Genomic DNA, 22,418 nt, shown 5'->3' on the forward strand with positions numbered 1-22,418 from the left:
CGTGGCGCGGTGGCGGGTGTCGGGTTTCGAGGAGATCCGCGAGCTGGGCAGCGGGGCGCAGGGACGGGTCGTCCTCGCGCGGCACGCGTCGCGGGGCACCCCCGTCGCGATCAAGTATCTGCCCGCGGACGCCGATCCGGCCGCGCGGGAGCGGTTCCGGCACGAGGCGCGGATGCTCGGCCGGGTCGATGACCCGCACGTGGCGCGGCTGTACCGGCTCGTCGAGCACGGCGACGACCTGGCGATCGTGATGGAGGCGGTGGACGGCGTCCCGTTCAAGGACGTCCTCGGCCGGTACGGGACGCTGGAGCCGGAGGCGGCGCTGACCGTGCTGAAGGGGTCGCTGCTGGGACTCGCGGCCGCCCACGCGGCCGGGGTCGTCCACCGCGACTACAAGCCCGCGAACGTGATCGTCCCCGCGGACGGGCGCAGCAAGCTCATCGACTTCGGCATCGCGACGCCGGAGGGCGCGGCGTCGGGCGCGGGCACGCCGCTCTACATGGCGCCCGAGCAGTGGCGCGGCGAGCCCGCCACCGCCGCCACCGACGTCTACGCCGCCACCTGCGTGTTCTTCGAGTGCCTGACGGGCCGCCGCCCGTACGGGGCGGGCGACCGGGCGTCGATCATGGCGGGGCACCTGTCGGGGGACGTGCCGGCGGAGGAGTGCACCGGCGCAGCGGCGCCGCTGCGCCCGCTCGTCGCCCGGGGCATGGCCAAGGACCCGGCGGAGCGCCCGCCGGGCGCGGCCGCGTTCGTCGCCGAGCTGGAGGCGGTGGCGCGGGCGGCGTACGGCGCGGACTGGGAGACGCGGGGCGTGCGCGTGCTGGCCGGGAGCGCCGTCGCGCTCGCCGCGCTGTTCCCGCTCGCCGCCGCGGGCCTGGTCCCCGCAGGCGCCGCGGGCGCAGCAGGCGCAGCAGGCGCGGGCGCGGCGGGCGCCGGTTCGTCCGGGATCCTCGCGGCGGTCGGCACGAAGGCGGCCGTGGCGATCGCCGGCACCGCCGTCGTCGGCGCGACGGCGGGCGGCGTCGGCGTCTACCAGGCGTCCCGCCCGGAGCGGCCCCACGCGGCGGCGATGAGGGCCACGCCGGTGCCGCCTGGCGTCCCCTTGAGGATCGGTGGTTTCACGGTGCGGGTCCCGGCCGCCTGGAAGGCCCATCTGATCCCCTATAGAGCGTCGGTATTGCCGGAAGGGGCACGCCGACCCGACAGCTACTACGTCGCCACGGCGGGCGGCTGCGACTTCATGCTCCGCCGTGGCGGCGTCTACCCGGGCCAGTCCTCGTGCCCGGGATTCTTCGTGATGGGCGCCAGCTTCCTGGACGACTCGTCCTCCTACATCGCGGCCCGGTACCGGGTCGGCGACACCTACGCCTCGCTCTTCGGCCAGGACGAGGGGATGAGCTGCCCCGACCGGGAGAAGCTGCGCGCCGTGGACGTCGGGCACGGCGCCACGCGGACGGTGAACCGGCTCGCCCCCATCGGCCCGAGGATGGCCGAGTACCGCGAATGGCTCGTCCCCTGTTACACGCGCGAGGACCGCGACGGGTACGGCCCCACCCGCAGGACCCGGTTCTCCTACACCGAGCGTCTGTGGTACCTGCCGCAGTCGAAGCTCCTGGTGGCGGACCTGCGGCGCACACCGGACCTGGAGCGGATCCTCACCGGAGCACGCTGGCTCTAGACCGGCCTCCTCAGCCGTCGGTGAGGCCGAGTCCCTCGGCCTCCGCCGCGAGCCGCGCGGCGGCGGCCGCGGAGCCCGCCGCGTCCAGCTCGTGCGCCAGCTGCTCCAGTTCCGCGCCGCCCGCCATCAGCGCGGTGAGCTCCTCCCGGGTGATCTCGTCCTTGGTGCGGTGGCCGATGCTCCGGCCGCGGTTGAGGATCAGGAAGCGGTCCCCGACCGGGTAGGCGTGGTGCGGGTTGTGGGTGATGAAGATGACGGCGAGGCCCCGCTCCCGCGCCTGGACGATGTAGCGGAGCACGACCCCGGCCTGCTTGACGCCGAGCGCCGCGGTCGGCTCGTCCAGGACGAGGGCCTTGGCGCCGAAGTAGACGGCGCGGGCGATGGCCACGCACTGGCGTTCCCCGCCCGACAGGGTCCCGATGGGCTGGTCGACGTCGCGCAGGTCGATGCCCATCGCGGACAGCTCGGCGCGGGTGGTGGCCCGCATGAAACCGATGTCGAGCCGCCCGGGGCCCTTGCGCCGCTCCGAGCCGAGGAAGAAGTTGCGCCAGACCGGCATCAGCGGGACGACCGCCAGGTCCTGGTAGACGGTGGCGATGCCCCGGTCCAGCGCGTCCCGGGGCGAGCCGAACGAGACGGGCTCGCCCTGCACCTCGTAGGTGCCGGTGTCGTGCCGGTGCAACCCCGCGATGATCTTGATGAGGGTGGACTTGCCCGCGCCGTTGTCGCCGAGGACGCACGTCACCTCCCCCTCGGCGGCCTCCAGGTCCACGTCCCGCAGCGCGAGGACCGTCCCGTAGCTCTTGCCGACGCCGGTGAGCCTGACCAGCGGGACGCCCCGCCCGCCCGGGCCCGCGCCCGTCACGCCGCCCGCCCCTTCGCCGGTCATGCCGAACGCTCCACTCTGCGGCGCACCACCAGGTTGACGACGGTCGCGATGAGCAGCATCGCGCCGAGGAAGAACTTGAACCAGTCGGGGTTCCACTCGGCGTACACGATGCCCTTGTTCGTCATCCCGAAGATGAACGCCCCGATGGCGGCGCCGATCGCCGACCCGTAGCCGCCCGTCAGCAGGCAGCCGCCGATGACCGCGCAGATGATGTAGTAGAACTCGTTGCCCACGCCCTCGCCCGACTGGACGGTGGCGAACGCGAACACCAGGTGCATCCCGGAGATCCAGGCGCAGAACGCGACGCCCATGAACAGGCCGATCCTGGTGCGGGTCACCGGGACGCCGACGGCGCGGGCGGCGGCCGCGTCGCCGCCCACCGCGAACACCCAGTTCCCGATCCGCGTGCGCAGCAGCATCCAGGTGGCGGCGGCGACGAGCAGCAGCCACCAGAACACGGTGACGTTGACCTGGACGCCGCCGATGCCGACGTCGGAGGCGAACACCGCGCGGGCGGACCCGAAGCCGTCCATGTCCCGGACGGAGTCGGACGCGACATTGCCGGTGACGGCCTTCGTCACGCCGAGGTTCAGGCCCGCGAGCATGAAGAACGTGGCGAGGGTGATGATGAAGCTCGGCAGCCTCGTGTTGACGTACAGCAGCCCGTTCGCCGCCCCGAGCGCCAGCGTCAGCACGAGCGAGATCGCCACGCCCGCCCAGACGTTCAGCGTGAACTGGTACGCCGTCAGCGCCGCGACCAGCGCCGAGGAGGTCACCATGACCCCGGCGGACAGGTCGAACTCACCGCCGATCATCAGCAGCGACACCCCGACGGCCATGATGCCGAACGTCGAGCCCGCGTACAGGACGGTCGAGAAAGACGTCGCGCGCAGGAACGCGTCGGCGACGAGCGAGAAGAACACGAACACCGCGACGGCGCCGAGCAGCGCGCCGAGTTCCGGGCGGCCCAGCAGCCGCCACAGCGGGGACCGCCGGCCCAGTCGCTCGTCGGGGCCGGTGACGGGCGGTTCCGCGACGGCCTGCGTCACCGGGTCCCCCGCTCGGCGAACGCCTCCAGCGCGGCGGCGTTGTCCCTGGTCACGATCGCGGGGCCGGTCAGCACCGGGCGCCCGCCGCCGATGACGTTGCCGTTGGTCTTCAGCAGCCACAGCCCGTCCACGGCCCCGTAGCCCTGGAGGTAGGGCTGCTGGTCCACGGCGAACCAGATGTCGCCCGCCTTGATGGAGGCGATGAGCTCCTTGTTCATGTCGAAGGTGCCGACCTTGGCCTTGCTGCCGCTCTCCTTGGCGGCGTCGACGGCGGTCGCGGCGAACGGCGCGCCGAGCGTGAGGATGCCGTCGATGTCCTTGCCCGCCTGGAGCTTCGCCGTGATGGACGACTTGACCTCCGGCATGCTGGTGCCCTTGACGAACAGGTTCTGCAGGTCGCCGCCGAAGGTCTTGCGGGCCCCCGCGCAGCGGTCCTCCAGCCCGACGTTTCCCTGCTCGTGGATGACGCACAGCGCCTTCTTCGAGCCGATCCGCGCCAGCTCCCGGCCCGCGGCCTCGCCCGCGATCGACTCGTCCTGCCCGAAGTGCGCGACCGCGCCGAGCCGCGCCGACTCCCCCGCCCCGGAGTTGATCGACACCACCGGGATCTTCGCGGCGGCGGCCTGCGCGAGCGCGTCCCTCATCGCGTCGGGCTTGGCGAGGGTGACGATGATGCCGTCCACCTTCTTGTCGATGGCGGCCTTCACGAGCTCGGCCTGCTTGCCGCCGTCCGGGTCGGCCGAGTAGAGGAACTCGACGTTGTCCTTCGCCGCGGCGGCCTTGGCGCCCTTCTGCACGATGTCCCAGAACGTGTCGCCCGGGCCGGAGTGGGTGACCATCGCGATCTTCAGCCGGGGCCCGGCGCCGGGCGCCGCGCCCGCGCGCTCCTCGGCCTTCTTACCGCCCGAGCCGCTGCAGGCGCCGAGCGCCAGCACCACCGCCACCATCAGGACCGCGGCTCTCGTAGACGGCTTGCGCGCTGCGACGCGTTTCATCGGACGCCCTCCGTTGCTCCCCGATGGATGGTCTGGGTCGACGGGAGAAGTTGATCACAGATGGCGGTGCCCCGCCCATTCTCCCCCTTCGCGGACGGCACCGGGAGGCCCGCCGGGGGCGGGCGAAGCGCGGGACGGCACGGACGCCCGCCACGGCCTGTGACCGGACGCTAGTTTGTCGTTCATGCGGGTCTTCCTCACAGGCGCCTCCGGTTTCGTCGGGTCCTACACCGTCCGCGCCCTGCTCGGCGCGGGGCACCGCCCGCGCGCGCTCGTCCGGGACCCGGAGAAGGCGGCGCGGGTGCTGGGGGCCATCGGCGTCCCGGCCGGGGACGTGGAGCTGGTGACCGGCGACATGCTGGACGCCGCCGCCGTGAAGGAGGCGCTGTCGGGCTGCGACGCGGCGATCCACGCGGCCGCCGCGGCCGGCGTGACCGGCGCGGGCCGCGACCTGGTCGAGGCCAACGTCACCGGCACCCGGAACGTGGTCGGCGGGGCGGTCGGGCAGGGGCTCGCGCCGGTGGTCCACGTGTCCGCCGTCGCGGTGTTCGTCCCCCCGTCCGCGCAGGTCATCACGGTGGACGCGCCGCTCGCGCGTCCCCGCACCGCCTACGGCCGCTCCAAGCTGGCCGCCGAAAGGTACGCGCGCGGCCTCCAGGAGGAGGGCGCGCCGGTCACGATCGTGTACCCGGGCGGCGTGTGCGGGCCGCACCAGCCCCGGCTGGCTTCGCTGATGGAGGGCCTCGCCGCGGGGCTCGGCACGGTCTGGCCGCTGCCGGGCGGCGGCGGCGTGCCGGTCCTCGACGTCCGTGACCTCGGCGAGGCGCTGGCCCGCGCGGTCGAGACGCGGCAGGGCGCGAGCCGCTGGCTCCTCGGCGGCCACCATCTGACCTGGCGGAGCTGCGCCGACCTGTGCGACGCGCTGACCGGCGTCAGGTGCCGCCGCGTGCCCGTTCCGTCCGCGGTGCTGCTCGGCCTCGGGACGGCACTGGACGCCGCCAAGCGCGTCCACCGGTTCGACCACCCGCTCACCCGCGACGCCGCCGAGCTCATGGTGACGCTCGTCCCGACCGACGACCGCCCCCTCCTGGAGGCGCTGGACCTCACGCTCCGCCCGGTGGAGGAGACCGTCGCCGACAGCGTGCGCTGGCTCGCGGAGAGCGGCCACCTGGCGCCCCGCCGGGCGGGACGCCTCGCCCGGCCCGGGCGCGGGCCGGGGACGGCGCCCCGCCTCGTCCGGCGTGCGCTGGGCCCGCCTCTCCAGCGGATCTCCGGCGCCAGGTGGTTCTCCGCGGTGGGGCTGAAGGTCGTCCCGCCCCTCGACCGGGTGCTCCACCGTGTCTCGCGCGGCCGTCTCCTGCTCGGCCAGGCGCTCGTCCCGAGCCTCGTCCTGACCACGACCGGCGCGGTCAGCGGGCGTCCGCGCCGGGCACCGCTCGCCTGCCTGCCCGAGAAGGACGGCGGGTGGATCGTCGTCGGCTCCGGCTTCGGCCGCGACCGGCACCCCGCCTGGACGGGCGACCTCATGCGGCACCCGGACGCCGAGGTGAGCTTCCGGGGCCGCACCGTGCCGGTCACCGCGCGCCTGCTCGGCGACGCCGAGCGGGCGGAGGTCTGGCCGCGCCTCCTGGAGGTCTGGCCCGTCTACGGCCGCTACGCGGAACGCGCGGGCCGGCGGCCGAGGACCTTCCGGCTGACCCCGCGGTGACCGCGCGCCGGGCACGGCGGGCCGGCCGTCAGCCGCGGACGGACTTCGAGAGCCGCCGCCCGAGGAGGAGGTAGGCGAGGACGACCCCCGCGACGTTGAGGATCACATCGTCCACGTCGAAGGCGCGCCCTATCACGAACGCGCCCTGGACGGTCTCGATGGCCAGGGAGCACATGCCGGTCAGGAGCGCGAGGCGGATCGGGCCCCGCAGGCTGACCCAGACGACCGGCAGCAGGACGCCGAGGGGCGCCAGCAGCGCCAGGTTGCCGCCGATCTGCAGGACCGCCTCCTTGACGGGGCGGTCCGCGTAGAAGCGCAGCGAGCGCCCGGGATCGGTGTTCCCCCCGGCCTGCCCGTTGTCATGGACGGGCGTCAGGGTCAGCCGGAACGCGATGTAGCAGAACACCGCGAGGAAGCCGAGCGCGATCGTCACCGCGACCGCCCGCAGGGCGATCACCCACCAGGAGAGCCGTTCGCCGGTCGCCGCCGGCTGCCACATCCGCACCACCACGGGACCCCTGGTCCCCGCTCCGTTTCGGAATATGCGGATCGCGTGATTTCGTCCTTTGTTTCCGAGCACGGTCCCCCGATTAGGGACGGCCGGAAATGGGCGCCGCCCCGGGGACGGGGTCCCCCGGGGCGGCGCGGCCGGTCACACGGCGACCGGCGTGGTGGCCGGTTCGAGCGCCAGGTCCAGCACCTCGCGGACGTCGCCGACGGCGAACACCGTCAGCTTCTCCAGCACCTCGGCCGGCACGTCCTCCAGGTCCGGCTCGTTGCGCTTCGGGACGATCGCGGTCGTGATGCCGAGCCGGGACGCGGCCAGCAGCTTCTGCTTCAGCCCGCCGATCGGCAGGACCCGCCCGGTCAGCGAGACCTCGCCGGTCATCGCCACGTCCGGCCGGACCGGCCGCCCCGAGAGCAGGGACGCCAGCGCCGTCGTCATCGTGATGCCGGCGCTCGGGCCGTCCTTCGGGATCGCGCCTGCGGGCACGTGGACGTGCACGCCGCGGTCCTTCAGGTCGCCGACCGGCAGCTCCAGCTCGGCGCCCCGCGAGCGCAGGTAGCTGAGCGCGATCCGCGCCGACTCCTTCATGACGTCGCCGAGCTGGCCGGTCAGCGTCACGCCGGTGTCCCCGGTCTCCCGGTCGGCCAGCGACGCCTCGATGTAGAGGACGTCGCCGCCCGCGCCGGTGACCGCGAGGCCCGTCGCCACGCCCGGCACGCCCGTCCGCCTCTCGGACCTGCCGAGCTCGACCTCCGGCGTGAACCTCGGCCGCCCCAGGTAGTCCTTCAGGTCGCCCGCGCCGATGGCGACCGGGAGCGCCGCCTTCTCCAGCGCGACGTTCGCGGCGACCTTCCGCAGCACCCGCGCGATCGAGCGGTCCAGCGACCGCACGCCCGCCTCGCGGGTGTACTCGGCCGCCAGCAGCCGCAGCGCGTCGTCGCCGAAGCCGACCTCGGACGCCTCCAGCCCCGCCTTGCCGAGCTGGCGCGGCAGCAGGTGGTCGCGGGCGATCGTGACCTTCTCGTCCTCGGTGTAGCCGTCCAGCTCGACGAGCTCCATCCGGTCCAGCAGCGGGCCGGGGATCGCCTCGACCACGTTCGCCGTGGCGAGGAACAGCACGTCGCTCAGGTCGAGCTCGACCTCCAGGTAGTGGTCGCGGAACGTGTGGTTCTGCTCGGGGTCGAGGACCTCCAGCAGCGCCGCGGTCGGGTCGCCCCGGTAGTCCGCGCCGACCTTGTCCACCTCGTCCAGCAGGACGACCGGGTTCATCGAGCCCGCCTCGCGGATGGCGCGGACGATCCGTCCCGGAAGGGCGCCCACGTACGTCCGGCGGTGACCCCGGATCTCCGCCTCGTCACGGACGCCGCCCAGGGCGACGCGCACGAACTTGCGTCCCATGGCCCGCGCGACCGACTCGCCGAGCGAGGTCTTGCCCACGCCAGGGGGTCCGGTCAGCGCCAGCACGGCACCGCTCCTGCGCCCGCCCACGACGCCCAGTCCCCGGTCCGCGCGCCTCTTGCGCACGGCCAGGTACTCGACGATGCGCTCCTTCACGTCGTCGAGGCCCGCGTGGTCCTCGTCAAGGATCGCGCGCGCGCCGGCGATGTCATAGGAGTCCTCGGTGCGCTCGTTCCACGGGATGTCGAGGACGGTGTCCAGCCATGTGCGGATCCAGCCGCCCTCAGGCGAGGCGTCGGACGACCGCTCCAGCTTGTCGACCTCCTTGAGCGCCGCCTCCCGCACCTTCTCGGGAAGGTCGGCCGCCTCGATCCGGGCCCGGTAGTCGTCCTCCTCGTCGGCCGGGTCGCCGTTCAGCTCGGCCAGCTCCTTGCGGATGGCCTCCTGCTGCTGCCGCAGCAGGAACTCCCGCTGCGTCTTCTCCATGCCCTCCTGCACGTCCTTGCGGATGGTCTCCGCCACGTCCAGCTCGGCGAGATGGTCGCGCGCCCACCCGATGACCAGCGTGAGCCGCTCGACGACGTCGGGCGTCTCCAGCACCTCGATCTTCTGCTCGTCCGACAGGTAGGGGGCGTACCCGGCGTTGTCGGCCAGCGTGGACGGATCGTCGATCTGCTGGACCACGTCCACGACCTGCCAGGCGCCGCGCTTCTGCAGGATGGCGCTGACCAGGCCCTTGTACTCCTTGGCGAGCTCCTCGGCCCGCCCGGTCACGGGCGGCGCCTCGATCACGGTGCCCTCGACCCACAGCGCCGCGCCCGGCCCGGTCGTCCCGGTGCCGATCCGCACCCGCGACACGCCACGGACGACCGCGCCCGGCTCCCCGCCCGGCAGCCGCCCCTCCTGCTCGATCACGCCCAGCGTCCCCACGCCGGCGTACTGCCCGTTGAGCCTGGGCACCAGCAGCACCCGCGGCTTGGCCGCCGACCGGATCCCCGGCCCCGTGGCCTGGGCCACCGCGCGGGCCGCCTCGATGGCCGCCCGGACCTCCCCGCTCTCGGACAGGTCGAGGGGGACCACCATGCCCGGCAGAACGGCCCCGTCGTCCAGGGGCAGCACCGGCAGCGTCAGGGTCTCGCTCATGCTCAGCTCCAAGTCCGTGTGTCACCCAACACCGAGTTGAGTCATCCACACTCAAGAAAACGGAGCACGATTTTGTTTCCTCAGCAACGTTCGCTCTCAGCGATCACCACGCCGCCCGGCCGCCCGGCCGGACGGCCCCGGGGAGGAAACGCCTTTCCGGTGTCGCGCCAAGTAGGAGTGTGACAGCGAGAGGAGAGAGCATGGCCAAGCCCGAGAGCGGCCTCGCTCGTGCCGGCGGGGATCCCGCCGCCCTGGAGGCGTTCTACCGGCGGCACATCGAGGAGGTCAGCCGGTTCATCGCCCGCCGGGTCCGCGATCCGCACACGGCGGCGGACCTGACCGCGGAGGTGTTCCTGGCGGTCGTCGACTCCGCCCACACCTACCGGCCCGCCATGGGCAGCGAGCTGGGCTGGCTGTACGGGGTGGCGCGCAACGTCGTGGCCGCCGAGCACCGCCGGGCGGCACGGGAGTCCCGGATCGCGGGGCGCATCGCCGGTCGGCGGCTGCTGGACGCGGGCGACATCGCCCGGCTGGAGGAGCGGATCGACGCCGAGAGCGACGGACGCCGCGCCTACGAGGCCCTCTCCGGGCTCCCCGAAGGCGTCCGCGCCCTGCTCGAACTGATCACGGTGGACGGCCTCACCGTCACCGAGGCGGCGGCCGCCCTGGGGATCCGGCCCGTCACCGCCCGCGTCCGCCTCCATCGGGCCCGCAAGGCGGTCCGCGCCGCGCTGCCCGCCTTCCCCGCCCCCCTCGCCTACTCCGAGGAGTGATCTTGCAGACCTTCGAAGACCGCCTGCTGGCAGAGCTCAAGGACGTCGTCGCCGCCCGCACCGCGCCCGCCCCGGCGGCGTCGCGCGTCCGGGCCGTCCGGTGGCGCCGGGCGGGCCTGACGGCCGCCGCCGTGGTGGCCGCCGCCGCGGCGGCGATCGTGGTCCCGGTGATGACCGGGGACCGGGCGCCCAAGGCCAACGCGGTCGTGCGCGATCCCGACGGCTCGATCCGGCTCTACATCCGCGACTACCGGCATCCCGAGCTCATCGCCTCCCGGCTGCGCGCGCTCGGGATCCCGGCGGTCGTCGACTTCGTGCCCGACGGCGAACGCTGCCGCACGCCCCGCGGCACGATCGTCCCGGACGACGGCACGCTGGTCACGATCATGCGGCCGGAGGACGACGACGGCGACGGCCACTTCACCCGCCTGCACCCCGACCGGCTCAAGCCGGGCCGGACGCTGGTGCTGGAGGTCGGCTTCACCCGCTTCGGCCGGGATGCGTCCGCCGCCTGGACGTTCTCCGGCACCGCCACCGGCCCCGTCGCACCCTGCGTGCCGGTGCCGGGGCCCGTCAAGGTGACCCGGCTGCCGGACGGCGGCGTCGGCGGCTGATCGCGTTCCGGACCGGCCCGCCGCGGAGCCGCGCGCGCCGGGCCGGTCCGATAGCCCCGGAGCTATGACAAGTTGCGAGTGACGGGACCGGGGTCCCGGGTGCCACAATCTCGTCCTCGCCGGCCGCGACGCCCGGCGTACAGGCGCGCGCCCGGCGGACAGGTCCAGACGACCGCCGCACCGCGTCCTGGACCGGGCCTGCTCCCCTCCGGCCCGGAGGCCCCCCGCCCGCCCACGACGTCTCCCCCCGGGAACCCCCGCCCCCCGCAACCGAGGAGGTGCGCCGTGTCCTTCCGGCCACGCGCCCTGTCCGTCGCCGCCGCACTGCTGGCGGCCGCATCAGTCCTGCCGGGCCCCGCCGCCCGGGCCACCGTGCCGCACTCCCCCGCCGCCGGGGCGGCACCCGCCACGCCCCAGCCGCGGGTGACCGTCGCGGGCGAGGAGAAGGCCGACGACGCCGTGGTGCGGTACGCGCCCACCGGCCGCAGCTGGCGCACCGTCATCCGCGAGCCCGGTTCCACCTACATCAAGGTGCACTTCGCGTCGCTGAAGCTGGTCCCCGGCGACCGCCTGACCGTCGCCGACCCGGCCGGCCGCGAGGTCCACACCTACCACGGCGACCCGACCGTGGCGCGCGCCCCCGGCGACGCGAGCTTCACGGTGCACGGCAGGCCCGGCTTCGCCGCGATGTCCGTCGAGGGCGACACCGCCGTGGTCACCCTGCACGCCGCGGCGCGGCGGAGCGAGGCCGCGGACCTGAACCGGCGGGACTACGGCGCCCGCGTCGACGCCTACTTCCGGGGCTTCGACGAGGCCGAGAGGGCCGCGGCCAACCCCGGCACGTTCAGCGTCTGCGGCACCGACGCCCGACGCGACGTCGGCTGCTACCAGACCAGCCACCCCACCGAGTACGCCCGCTCCGGCGCGGTCGCCCGCCAGCTGCTCAAGGGCGTCGGGCACTGCACCTCCTGGCGGGTCGGCAACACCAACCGCATGCTCACCAACCAGCACTGCATGGAGAGCGCCGCCGATCTGCGCGCCAGCGAGTTCCAGTTCGACTACCAGTGCGCCACGTGCGGCGGCAACGACCCGCGCGCCGGCACCAAGGTCAGCGGAGCGGAACTGATCAAGACGAGCCCGCTCAGCGCCCTGGACTACACGCTGTTCTCGGTGAACGACTTCGCCTCGATCCAGAAGTACGGCACCCTTTACCTGGACGTCCGGGAGCCCGTCGCCTCGGAGCGCATCTACATCCCGGGCCACGGCGACACCAAGCCCAAGCGCCTGTCCCTCTACGAGGACCGCGACGGCGGGGCGTACTGCAAGATCGACCGCGTGTCGTCCGGGGTGAACACCGGGTACCTGTGCGACAGCTCCGGCGGCAACTCCGGCTCGCCGGTGCTGGCCGCCTCCTCGCACAAGGTGATCGCGCTGCACCACCTCGGCGGCTGCCCCAACTGGGGGACCCGGATCTCCCTCGTCAACGCGGAGATCGCCGGCCAGATCGACAACAGCGGCCCGCCCCGCGCCTCCCGCTGAGCGCACCGGCCCCCTAGGCTCGGCCGTATGCGGCCGACCTCCCGGTCACGATGAGCGGACCCCGGCGCCTGTTCCTGGGGTCCGCCGGGCTGGGCGGCCTGCGGGGATGGCTCGCATCGCTCCCGGCGGCCCCCACCCGGGCGGTGCTGGTGCCCACCGCCGCCAACCCGATGCCGTCGGCGCCGTTCGCCGACGCGGCGGCCCGGCTTTTGCGCGACGAGGGCCTGGCGGTGGAGCGCCTCGACCTGGAACGCGCCGGGCCGTCCTGCGTCGAGCGGGCCCTCGGCCCGGCGGATCTGGTCTTCGTCACCGGCGGGTACGCGATGTTCCTCCTTCAGCACGCGCGCCGCAGCGGCTTCGACCAGGCCGTCCGCCGGGCGGTCGGCGACGGGCGGACGGCCTACGCCGGCATCTCCGCCGGAGCCGCGCTCGCCGGCCCCGGCCTCGGCTTCTTCCGCGACGGCGAGGACCCCGGCAGGGTCTCCTCCACCACCGGGCTCGGCCTCGTCCCGTTCACCGTGCTGCCGCACCGCGACCGGCCCGGCAACGCCGCACGGCACGACCACCGGATCCTGCGGGCGGGCGACCCGGCGCGGTACGTCTCGATCAACGACGACCAGGCCGTCACCGTCGACGGCCCCCACTGGACGATCACGCCCTCGCCGCGCGGTCCCGCCTGCGGGTCATCGGGACCCTGAGGACGACCGCCTCGGCGAACGGGAATCGGGGCCCTCCGGCCGCGCCGAGGCCCCGCGGGACGCGTCTTCGACGCCGTTGGCAATGGGCTGGCAAAGGTCCGTGGCGATCTTGATTCTTTGCGTCGGCTTCGGTTTACACGCGCATGACCTGGGGGTACTTACCGCAACGAGATCGTGACAATGGGTGAACGGAACTTCCTCCGGAGGGCAAAGATCCCGGCCGGAGACCACCAGGCGAAGGAGGGGCGGATGAGGATCACCGCGCACCTCGCGCCGGTCCACCACGGTACGGCCGAGGGCGTCCGCCCGCCCCACCCGGGGCGCGGCGGCACACCTCGGGTCCTCGGCCGTCCCGGGCCGGACACCACCCTGCCGCCGAGGACGCACGCGCCGCACGCCCCCGCGGCACCGGCGTCCGCCACAGCCGGGCCGACGGCGCCCTCGGGCAGCGCCGCCGGCCCGGCCCGCCCACGACCGGGCGCATCGCGCCCGCACTCCGCGCCGGACGGGCCGTCACGCCCCCCGTCCGGCCGCGTCCCGGAAGGAGGTGAGGACCGACCCCGACCGAGACCGGCACGACGCCGGTGAACGCACGGCGGCCGGCACTCCGTCCGACCCCCGTCCCGGCCGCCACCACGCAGTAAGGGATCGCTGCGAACCTGGACCCGGGGAGGCCCGAACCTCCCCGGGTCCAGGCGGTGTCATCCCGGTCCCGGCCCGCGGTGCCCGCTCCCGGGCGGGCGCGACAGCGCTCCGCGAGCTGCCGGGCGAGGCCCGCTCCGGCATCGCCTCGCCGGTCGCGCAGCACGCTCGTGCGACGGCTCAGGTCACGCCGAGACGGGTTCTCAGGACGCTGGGCGCCGGCCGGAGGCCGTTCAGAGTTTCTTGCGCCAGATCTGACCGTTGATCACATCACCGAAACGGCGGACGGGAGGCTCCTCCGTCTCCAGGGCGAACCCGGCGCGCTCGTAGACGCGGTGCGCGGGACGCTGCAGCGCGGTCGTCCAGAGCATGATCTCGGAGTAGCCGGCGGCGGAGGCGAACCGCACGCACTCGGCGACCAGCGCCGCGCCGACACCGGCGCCCCGGGCCTCCGGCTCGACGTGCAGCAGGCGCAGCTGGGCGACGGCGTCGTCGCGGCGGACACAGAAGACAGCGCCCAGACGGACACCGCCGGCCTCGGCGATCCAGGCGTTCTCCCGCTCCGGGTCGTGGTCCTCGACGTACCCGGCGACGACCTTGGCGACCAGCGCCTCGTAGGTGCGGTCCCAGCCGCACTCCTCGTCATAGAGGGCGCCGTTGCGCTGCACCACCCAGCCGAGGTCGCCGGGACGCAGCGGGCGCAGGGCGAATCCGGCCGGGCTCGGGCGGTCGCCGAGGACGCCGTGAATGGACCGCATCGCCGCCAGCAGCCGGTGGCGGTCATCGCCGGGCAGCCCGTCCAGCAGGTCCCGGATCTCCGCCCTGGACCGCTCGTCCAGCATCGCGAAGACCTTCCGGCCCCGCTCGGTCAGCCGGACGATCTGCCGGCGCGCGTCGTCCGCAGCGCGCTCGCGCACCACCAGGCCGTCGCTTTCGAACCGGGCGAGCATGCGGCTGAGGTAACCGGCGTCCAGTTCCAGCGCGTGGCGCAGGACCAGCACCTCGGTCTCCGGCCGCTGCGCCAGCTCGAAGATCACCCTGGCCTCGGTGAGGGAGTGCCGCGTGCGCACCAGCCCCTCGCCGAGCACCCCGATCACCCCGGTATAGAACCGGTTGAACGTCCGGACCGCAGCGACGTCCTCGTCGGTCGCCCCCATCCCGTCTCCTAACGTTTGACTCAGTCAAACGTTACGGGACGCGAGCCCGGCGGGCCAGTCCCAAAAGGGATCGGTCAGGCGCCGACCTCCGCGCCGCCTGCGCGCGCGCCCAGCGCCCGGGCGTCGCGCACGATCCGGCGCTCGACGAAGAACGTCATGAGGGGGACGATGCCGCCCAGCACGATCAGCGCCATCCGGCTCAGCGGCCAGCCGGTCCGCCGCCACAGGTCGTACGCGGCCAGCAGGTAGACCACGTAGAGCGCGCCGTGGACGGGCGCCACCACGCCCGCCATCGCCGGCTCGTCCGTCGGCCCGTACTTCAGCACCATGCCGATCGCCAGCAGCACCAGCAGGGTGCCCACCACCAGGGCAAGGATGCGATACCTGGTCACCGCGCCTTCCACAGAACACACCTTTCGTCGACCGCGCGACGCGGCTGCCGCGCCGGTCAGTCGCGCCGGTGGGATTCGGAATTGAGCCGCGCGAGATAGCGGTTGTAGGCCGCGAGGGCGGGGTCCTCTTCCTCCTGCCGGCGGATGATCTCCCGCGTGATCGCGGCCTCCGCGGGCTCCTCGATCACCTGGGGCGCCTGCGGCTCCACGCCGTCCCGCTCGTCCCGGATCATCTTGATCCACATCACGATCACGAAGATCGCGAAGATCGGCCACTCGAAGGTGTAGGCCCAGCTGCGGTCGTTGCCCGCCTGGGCGCGGTCGTACTGCCACCAGCCGAAGCCGAGGAACGAGGCACACAGGACGATCGCCAGCGCATGCAGCCCGAGCCAGCCCGGGGTGAGGAACCGTCGCACGTCAACGAGCGTACCCCCGGCCCCCCGGAGCCCGTACCGGGGTTCCGGTGTAGACGGCCCGGGGACGCAGGGGCGTCGCGCGGCGGTACTCCTCCAGGGCGTGGGCCACCCATCCGCAGGTGCGGGCGACCGCGAAGACGGCCTCCCCGGCGCCGGGGACGAGCCCCGCGACCGCGCCGAGGACGGCGAGCGCGAAGTCGATGTTGGGCGGGGGCAGGCCCTGCCGCCGGGCCTCGTCCAGGACGGACTCGGCGGCGGCGAGGCGCCCGTGCCCCGGCGCCGCGTCCCGGACCAGGTCCAGCAGGAGGGCGCAGCGGGCGTCGCCCGAGCGGTAGACCGGATGGCCGAGGCCGGGGACGCGCTCGCCCGCGCGCAGCCGCCCGGCCACGGCACGGGAGGCGCCGGCCGGGTCCGCGACCTCGGCGAGAAGGCGCTCCGCGCCGTAGGAGGCGCCGCCGTGCAGCGGCCCGCTCAGCACCCCGAGGCCGGAGACGACGACGGCGTACGGGTCGGCGCGCACGGACGCGGCCACCCGCGCCGCGACCGTGGACGCCGCCAGCTCGTGGTCGGCGAGGAGGACCAGCGCGGCCTCGAAGGCGCGGAGCAGTGCCGGTTCGGGCGGCCGGGGGCAGAGCCGCCGCCAGAGGCGCACCGCGATCCGCCCCGCCGCGGGCGGGCCGCCGCCGGGCCCCGGGCCGGCCGCGGGCGGCAGGGCCTCCACGAGACCGGCGATGAGGGACCGGGCGGTGGCGGTCACGCCGTCGTCGTCGAGGCGGTGGCGCAGGGGGTCGGTCGCCGCGAGCGCGGCGGCGATCAGCTGGAGGCGGTCCATCGGGAGGAGCCCGGAGGGCAGGCCCGACTGGGCGGCGACGGCCGCCGCCACACCGTCCGCGCGGGGTTCCCAGCCGTCGTCGGCCGATGGGGACCCGCCGCTCCAGAGCCACGCGGCGACCTGCTCGAACGTCGCGGTGCCCGCCAGATCCAGGACGTCGCGGCCCCGGTAGTAGGGGCGGTCCGGGCCGAGTGCGGTGATCTCCGACTCGATCGCCAGCTCCCCCGGCCCGGGCGGGCGGCGGGGCCTGCCGCGCCGGGCCAGCTCCTCCACCTGGGCCGCGTCGAAGAGGCTGCGCCGGCCATCGGTGTCGCGCCTGCGGCGCAGGACGCCGCGGCTGACGTAGGCGTACAGCGTGGCGGGTTTCACACCGAGCCGCTCGGCCGCCGCCGCGGCGTCGATCCACCCCTCCACCGGCCCATCCTCCCCGTGAACATTGATTTTAATCAATATTGATACATGTGGATCGCGGTGTCAATCTGAGTCCATGCCTCAGATCCACTTCCTCGACGTCACCAACCGGGACGGCGTGCAGACGGCCCGGACCGGGCTGTCCAAGTTCGGCAAGACGATGGTCAACTTCTATCTGGGACGGCTGGGGGCGGCGCAGTCGGAGATCGGGTTCCCGTTCCTGTTCCACGAGGTCCCGTACGTGCGGGCGCAGATCGCCCTGGCGGAGGCGGGCGCGTTCGGCGCGCTGCGGCTGTCGGGCTGGTGCCGGGGTGTCGCGGAGGACGTCGAGAAGTCCATCCGGGTGAAGGCCGGGGACACCGGGCTCGCCCACTACAACCTGTCGATCTCGACGTCCGACTACATGATCGCGAACAAGTTCCGCGGGCGGCTGGACCGGGACGCGATCGTCCGCGAGATGGTCGCGGCGGTGCGGGCGGCGAAGGCGGGCGGCGCGGCGACGGTCGGGGTGAACGCCGAGGACGGCTCCCGCACCGACGACGGCTTCCTCACCGAGTTCGCGCTGGCGGCGAAGGAGGCGGGCGCCGACCGCGTCCGCTACTGCGACACGATCGGCGGCGACACGCCGGGGCGGATCCGGGAGCGCTTCGCGAGGCTGGCCGCGGCCGTGGGCATGCCCGTCGAGACGCACTGCCACAACGACCTCGGCCTGGCCGTCGCCAACTCCGTGTCGGGGGCGCTCGGCGACCTGGAGGCGGGCCAGGACGCGTGGATCAACACGTGCGTGAACGGGATCGGCGAACGGTCCGGCAACGCGGACCTGCTCTCGACGATCCTGGCGTTCCGCCACGGGTTCGGGCTGGAGGCGCACGCCGCCGGGATCGGCGATCCGATCGACCTGTCGTGGGCGCGCCGGTTCGCGCTCTGGGCGGCCTATGCCCTCGGCCAGCCACTCCCCTACAACCAGGTCGGCGTCGGGCGGAACGCCTTCGCGCACGAGTCCGGCATCCACGCGGACGGCGCGCTGAAAGACCACGGCAACTACGAGCTGTACGACGAGGAGACCCTCGGCCCGTTCCCCGACGACCGGCACACACGGCCGGGCCGGGTCGTCCTCACCGGCGAGTACGGCGGCAGGGCCGGGTTCAGGCACGTGATGGACGGGCTCGGCGTCGAGCCCGCCGACGAGGACCTGGCGTTCACGCTCGTCCAGCTGTGCAACGCGCAGACGGGCCGCCCGCTCACCGACGACGAGCTCCGGCTGATCGCCGGATACCCGCGCGAGCTCGCGCTGCTCTTCCCGCACCAGATCCCCGTGGACTGAGTCTCGCAGACCTCGTTCCCTGAACCGACCTGCCGTTTTCGGGAATCCACCGGAGTTTGTCGGCGGCGCGCCCTACGTTCTCCCGCATGGCGACCACGGCAGCGGCAGGCGCCGCGCAGTCCTACACCTACACGCGCCCGTCCGGGCTGGACGGCGGGCTGCTCGGCCTGTCGACCTCCGGCGGGACGACGACGGCCGGCCCGCGGCCGCATCCGCGCTTCTTCAGCGGCGTGCTCACCCAGGCGGCGCCGGCCGCGGCGGCGCTGCTCGCCCTGGCCGACGTCGCCCGGACGCGCTACCACCAGCCGCGTCCCACCTCGTTCCGCGATCCGGTGGTGACCTGCAACGGCGACCGGCTCCGGATGGAGTCGTTCTCCGCGTGCGGCGGGGTGTACGCGCGGCTGGACGTGCTGGAGCCCGCGATGGACGGCGAGGTCCACGAGCGCGGCACGACGAACGTGGACGTCAACGGCCCCCTGCGCGAGGCCCTCGCCCGGGTGGGCGGCTCCGACCCGCTGCATCTCGCGGTCGGCGCCGAGGAGCTGGCCGTGACGACGCTGGACGGCGCGGTGGTGGAGAAGAAGGTGCCGCTCCCGGACCGGTGGCTGCGGGGGTTCGCGGAGGTCCAGGTCATCACGGCCGGGTTCGATCCGCGCGGGGAGCTGAAAGGCCCGGACGCCGTCCGGTTCCTGCGGTCGGTTCCGAAGCGCGCGCGGGAGACCTTCTGGGCCGTGCCTGCCGGGCGGACGCTGCGGATCGCGTCCCGTCCGATGCCCGGAGCGGTGTGCCTGGCGGGCGCGGACCGGCTGCGGACCATGCTGCCGCTGCTGCGCTTCGCGCGCGCCCTGCGCGTGTACGGGCCGCCCGTCACGAACGGGAGCGGGCCGGTGTCGAGCGTGTGGGAGCTGGAGCTGCCCGGTATGCGGTACGTCCTCACCCTGTCCCCCCAGTCCTCGCGCGGGTTCTCCGGTGAGGGCGCCGTCCTCGAGGCGCTCGCGACGGACGAGGCCGCCGGCGACGCCGATCTGCTCGGCGCGCTGCTGGAGTTCGAACCGCGCGTCGACCCGGACCTGCTGTCCGCGCGCTCGGGTCTCGAACCGGCCCGGACGAAGGCCGCGCTGACCCAGCTCGGCACGTCGGGCCGGGTGGGGTTCGACACCGCCGAGGCGGCCTTCTTCCACCGTGAGCTCCCCTACGATCCGGCACGTATCGCGTACCTCAACCCCAGGCTGCGCTCGGCGCGCGCGCTCGCCGGGGACGGTGCCGTGCGGTTCGTCGACGAGGACACCGCGATCGTGGTGTGCAGTGGCACCGACCGCCGGGTGCGGCTGGACGGCGACCGCGCCACCTGCACCTGCCCGTGGTGGTTCGACCACCGGGGCGAGCGCGGCCCGTGCAAGCACGTCCTGGCGGCCCGGATCGTCCGCCGCGAGGCCGACGCGATCGCAGGGGCCGCGCGATGAGCTCCTGGGACGCCGTCCGCGCCGCGATCGACTCCGGTGACCTCGGCGGGACGGCCCGCCTGGTCGCCGCCCTCGACCCCGCCGGCCGCCGCGCCACCGCCACGGAGCTGCCCGCGCTGCTGAAGACGGTGCGCGCGGCCTCGCAGTGGGGCCTGGTGGACCCGCGCAAGGTCGAGCCGCTGCTGGTGGCGGGCGCGGGCGCGATCGGCGGCGCCGCCGCCGCGGCCGCCTGGCTCGGGCGCCGGGACCTGGAGGTCCCGTGGCGGGCCGGACGCTACGACGACCTGCGCGCGGCCGTCCAGGCGGTCACCGCCGCCCGCCCGGACGAGTGGCGCGCGGAGGTCGCCCACCGTGTCGCCGCGCGGATCCGCACCGCCGACGCCGTCTGGAGGGACCTTCCCCTCTGGCACATGGCGGCCGCGCTCACGCTGTCCGCCGGGGCGGCGCCCCCGGTGTCGGACGGCTTCGTCGTCGGCTGGGTGTTCGGCGGCGCCCGCGTCCCGTCGCTCGGCGAGGACCCGTTCCTGGACGCGCTCGTCCCCCGGCTGTTCGAGACGGACGGGGCGGGTCTCGCGCTCGCCCTCGCGACGGACACGACGGCGAAAGAGCGCGACTGGATCGGCACACTGGTCGCCTTGGCCGAGGCAGGGCGACTCGAACGCGCGACCCTCCTGGACGGGTGCGTCAACCGGTTCCTGCGCGGCGGCACGGCCCACACGCTGCGCTGGTTCGTCCAGCTCCACCAGGAGCTGCGGCTCACCGACGAGGAGTCGGCCGCACGCGCGCGGGACTACGTCCGGCTGCTGCCCACCGCGCCGCCCGGCGTGGCCGACCTGGCGCTCCGCGAGACGCGCCGCGCCGACGAGCTCGGGCGGCTGGACGGGGCGCTGTTCGAGGAGGCGATCAGCGCGCTGCTGTTCCGCCCCGAGAAGAAGCTCGTCCGGGCCACCCTGACCTGGCTCGACCGGACGGCCCGGCCGCGCGGCCGGGTGGACGCCACATTGCGCGCCGCCACCGCCGTGTTCGCCGCTGAGGCCCTGGACCTGCGCGAACGCGCCGTGCGGATCGCGGTCCGGCATGGCGGCGGCGCGGGCGCGCAGGCCCGCGAGGAGGTCCGCGCCGCGGCTGCCGACCTGCCCGCCGGGCTCCGCGCGACGGTCGCCGCCGCGTTCGGCCCGATCGACGGGGCCGCCGCCGCGCCGCCGGTCCCCGCGGGGCCGCCGCCGTTCGTCCCCCGCGACCTGCCGCCGCCGATCGGCTCCCTCGCCGAGCTGGTCGAGGAGTTCGGCCCCCTCGCCCACGGGCACGAGACGTGGGCCGCCGTCGAGCGGTTCCTGGGCGCGCTGGTCGAGCACGCCTTCGTCGACTTCGCCGCGACGCGGGACGCCTTCGCCCGGGCCTTCGGCGACGACCCGTGGGCGGCGGGCGCGGACGACGGCTACCGGCGCTCCTACGCGGAGGGACGCTGGGTCCTGTCCGCCGTCCGGAGCCTGCTCCGGCCCGAGGTGCCGCGCGTGGCCGAGGCCCGCGCCGCGTTCGTCAGGGACCGGCCCGGCGGACGCGGGACGGGGCACGCCACACGGCTCGACCGGTTCCTCGGCTGGCGCAGGCGCGAGACGGCGGCGGCGGTCGGGGTGCTGCCCGTCCTGCTCGCCACCCCGACCGAGGGCAGCGGCCACGTCGACACCGGCGTCCTAATCCGGCGCCTGGAACGGCTGGAGGAGGCGGGCCTCGAACCCGGCGGCGCCGACCTCGTCCAGGCGATGCTGCGCGTCCCCCGCGCGATCGATACCGCCGCCGCGTCCCGCGCCGGGGCCCTGCGGTCGGACGCCGGACGTGCCGTGGCCTCCTGGCTCGCCGCGGGCGGGCTCGGCGACCCCGCCGTGGACTGCCGGATCCTGGGCGGGACGGTCCCGGCGTCCGGCGGCCGGGCGCCGCGCGCGTCGGCCCGGATCCTGGCGACGGTGGACCCGCGCGGTGACGTCCCGCCCGGCATCGCCCGCGTCTGCGCGTTCCCCGCACCCGGCCGGACGGACTCCGGCGGGCCGCACTACCGCACCTCCACCTGGTCCTGGCCCGCCATGTTCCCGTCCCACCGCGAGGTCGCCGCCGCGCATCTCGCGCCGTGCCTGGCGGGCACCGACGAGTACGAGTGGGCGCAGGGCGAGACGGTGCTCGCCCTGGCCGAGGCCGACGGGCCCTCCGGCGCGGCCACCGGGACGGCGCTGGCGCTCGTGCTCGGCAACAAGCACGAGCGCGAGCGCGCCGACGCGGTCGAGGCCCTGCTCGCGCTCAGCGGCCGGGGGCGGCTGCCCGCGGCGGAGACCGGCGCCGCCGCCGGCCGGCTCGCCGCGCTGGGACGCGTGAAGGCCACCCGGATCGCCAGGGCGCTCGGCGCCGCCGCCGACGCGGGCGCCCACGCCGACGTGTGGGCGATCATCGCCGCCGCCCTCCCCGCGCTGCTGCCCGCGCCCGGCGCCCGGGCGCCCGCCGGACTGCCCGACCTGATCGCCCTCGGCACCCGGACGGCGGAGCTGGGCGGCGCGCGCGGCGCGATCCCCGCCCTGGAGGCCGTCGCGTCCCGCCGGGGCTCCAGCCGCCTCGTCCAGGAGGCCGCGCACCTCCACCGCACGCTGACCACCGCGCACTGCTGACCGTCGCGCACTGCTGACCACCGCGCATTGCTGACCACCGCGCGCCGAGGATCGCGGCGGCCCGCGACGCCCGCCCGTCACCGCGCAACGGGCGGCCCCCGGCCGGTGTTGAGAGGAATGACGGCATCAAGA

The 22,418-nt window shown here is 74.8% G+C and carries 18 protein-coding genes; 9 read left to right on the forward strand and 9 right to left on the reverse strand.

Annotated features, from left to right (window positions below):
* Position 1: 1 nt before the first annotated feature.
* Positions 2-1,681, forward strand: coding sequence for a serine/threonine-protein kinase (locus AGRA3207_RS06025; RefSeq protein WP_231333555.1), 1,680 nt, complete (start codon positions 2-4; stop codon positions 1,679-1,681).
* Positions 1,682-1,691: 10 nt separating this feature from the next.
* Here AGRA3207_RS06025 and AGRA3207_RS06030 read toward each other — a convergent pair whose 3' ends face one another.
* Genes AGRA3207_RS06030 through AGRA3207_RS06040 form a run of 3 tightly spaced genes read right to left on the reverse strand, consistent with a single transcriptional unit; the run spans position 1,692 to position 4,614 of the window.
* Positions 1,692-2,570, reverse strand: coding sequence for an ATP-binding cassette domain-containing protein (locus tag AGRA3207_RS06030; RefSeq protein WP_231333556.1), 879 nt, complete (start codon positions 2,568-2,570; stop codon positions 1,692-1,694).
* Positions 2,567-3,619, reverse strand: coding sequence for an ABC transporter permease (locus AGRA3207_RS06035; protein WP_231333557.1), 1,053 nt, complete (start codon positions 3,617-3,619; stop codon positions 2,567-2,569). Before AGRA3207_RS06035 ends, AGRA3207_RS06030 begins: the two co-directional genes overlap by 4 nt.
* Complete coding sequence (locus AGRA3207_RS06040) at positions 3,616-4,614, reverse strand: substrate-binding domain-containing protein (RefSeq protein ID WP_231333558.1); 999 nt, start codon at positions 4,612-4,614, stop codon at positions 3,616-3,618. The genes AGRA3207_RS06035 and AGRA3207_RS06040 overlap by 4 nt, the downstream gene beginning before the upstream one ends.
* A gap of 184 nt (positions 4,615-4,798) precedes the next feature.
* Between AGRA3207_RS06040 and AGRA3207_RS06045 the strand changes: the two genes are divergently transcribed.
* Positions 4,799-6,322 (forward strand): nitroreductase family deazaflavin-dependent oxidoreductase, encoded by a 1,524-nt coding sequence (locus AGRA3207_RS06045; RefSeq protein ID WP_231333559.1) that lies wholly within the window; start codon positions 4,799-4,801, stop codon positions 6,320-6,322.
* Between the two features lie 28 nt (positions 6,323-6,350).
* Here the strand turns inward: AGRA3207_RS06045 and AGRA3207_RS06050 are convergent, their stop codons facing one another.
* Both AGRA3207_RS06050 and lon read right to left on the reverse strand, forming a co-directional pair.
* A complete protein-coding gene (locus AGRA3207_RS06050; RefSeq protein ID WP_231333560.1) occupies positions 6,351-6,821 on the reverse strand; it encodes a VanZ family protein in 471 nt (156 codons plus the stop codon).
* Between the two features lie 153 nt (positions 6,822-6,974).
* Positions 6,975-9,371, reverse strand: coding sequence for an endopeptidase La (gene lon / locus AGRA3207_RS06055; RefSeq protein ID WP_231333561.1), 2,397 nt, complete (start codon positions 9,369-9,371; stop codon positions 6,975-6,977).
* Between the two features lie 200 nt (positions 9,372-9,571).
* On the opposite strand from lon, the gene AGRA3207_RS06060 reads away from it, so the two are divergent.
* The 4 genes from AGRA3207_RS06060 to AGRA3207_RS06075 all read left to right on the forward strand — a co-directional run bounded on the left by AGRA3207_RS06060 (position 9,572) and on the right by AGRA3207_RS06075 (position 12,995).
* Positions 9,572-10,144, forward strand: a complete 573-nt coding sequence (locus AGRA3207_RS06060) for an RNA polymerase sigma factor (protein WP_231333562.1) — start codon at positions 9,572-9,574, stop codon at positions 10,142-10,144.
* A 2-nt stretch (positions 10,145-10,146) separates the two neighbouring features.
* Positions 10,147-10,758: a hypothetical protein gene (locus tag AGRA3207_RS06065; RefSeq protein WP_231333563.1), complete on the forward strand. Its 612-nt coding sequence runs from the start codon at positions 10,147-10,149 to the stop codon at positions 10,756-10,758.
* Positions 10,759-11,043: 285 nt separating this feature from the next.
* Positions 11,044-12,297 carry a trypsin-like serine peptidase gene (locus AGRA3207_RS06070; RefSeq protein ID WP_231333564.1) on the forward strand — a complete coding sequence of 418 codons (1,254 nt, stop codon included), beginning with the start codon at positions 11,044-11,046 and terminating at the stop codon, positions 12,295-12,297.
* A 50-nt stretch (positions 12,298-12,347) separates the two neighbouring features.
* Positions 12,348-12,995, forward strand: coding sequence for a Type 1 glutamine amidotransferase-like domain-containing protein (locus AGRA3207_RS06075; protein ID WP_231333565.1), 648 nt, complete (start codon positions 12,348-12,350; stop codon positions 12,993-12,995).
* Positions 12,996-13,870: 875 nt separating this feature from the next.
* On the opposite strand, the gene AGRA3207_RS06080 is transcribed toward AGRA3207_RS06075, so the two are convergent.
* The 4 genes from AGRA3207_RS06080 to AGRA3207_RS06095 form a co-directional block, all read right to left on the reverse strand.
* Positions 13,871-14,794 (reverse strand): bifunctional helix-turn-helix transcriptional regulator/GNAT family N-acetyltransferase, encoded by a 924-nt coding sequence (locus AGRA3207_RS06080; RefSeq protein WP_231333566.1) that lies wholly within the window; start codon positions 14,792-14,794, stop codon positions 13,871-13,873.
* A gap of 74 nt (positions 14,795-14,868) precedes the next feature.
* Complete coding sequence (locus tag AGRA3207_RS06085; protein WP_231333567.1) at positions 14,869-15,186, reverse strand: DUF3817 domain-containing protein; 318 nt, start codon at positions 15,184-15,186, stop codon at positions 14,869-14,871.
* Positions 15,187-15,242: 56 nt separating this feature from the next.
* Positions 15,243-15,602 (reverse strand): hypothetical protein, encoded by a 360-nt coding sequence (locus AGRA3207_RS06090; protein WP_231333568.1) that lies wholly within the window; start codon positions 15,600-15,602, stop codon positions 15,243-15,245.
* Between the two features lies 1 nt (position 15,603).
* Positions 15,604-16,848: a citrate/2-methylcitrate synthase gene (locus tag AGRA3207_RS06095; RefSeq protein ID WP_231333569.1), complete on the reverse strand. Its 1,245-nt coding sequence runs from the start codon at positions 16,846-16,848 to the stop codon at positions 15,604-15,606.
* Positions 16,849-16,921: 73 nt separating this feature from the next.
* On the opposite strand from AGRA3207_RS06095, the gene AGRA3207_RS06100 reads away from it, so the two are divergent.
* From AGRA3207_RS06100 to AGRA3207_RS06110, 3 genes are all read left to right on the forward strand, one after another.
* On the forward strand, positions 16,922-18,169 hold the full coding sequence (locus AGRA3207_RS06100) for a homocitrate synthase/isopropylmalate synthase family protein (protein WP_231333570.1): 1,248 nt from the start codon (positions 16,922-16,924) through the stop codon (positions 18,167-18,169).
* Between the two features lie 86 nt (positions 18,170-18,255).
* Complete coding sequence (locus AGRA3207_RS06105; protein ID WP_231333571.1) at positions 18,256-19,632, forward strand: SWIM zinc finger family protein; 1,377 nt, start codon at positions 18,256-18,258, stop codon at positions 19,630-19,632.
* Entirely contained in the window at positions 19,629-22,286 is a 2,658-nt protein-coding gene (locus AGRA3207_RS06110; RefSeq protein WP_231333572.1) for a DUF6493 family protein, read from the forward strand. Before AGRA3207_RS06105 ends, AGRA3207_RS06110 begins: the two co-directional genes overlap by 4 nt.
* The last annotated feature ends 132 nt before the right edge of the window (positions 22,287-22,418 follow it).

Source organism: Actinomadura graeca (assembly GCF_019175365.1).
GTDB classification, from domain to species: Bacteria; Actinomycetota; Actinomycetes; order Streptosporangiales; family Streptosporangiaceae; genus Spirillospora; species Spirillospora graeca.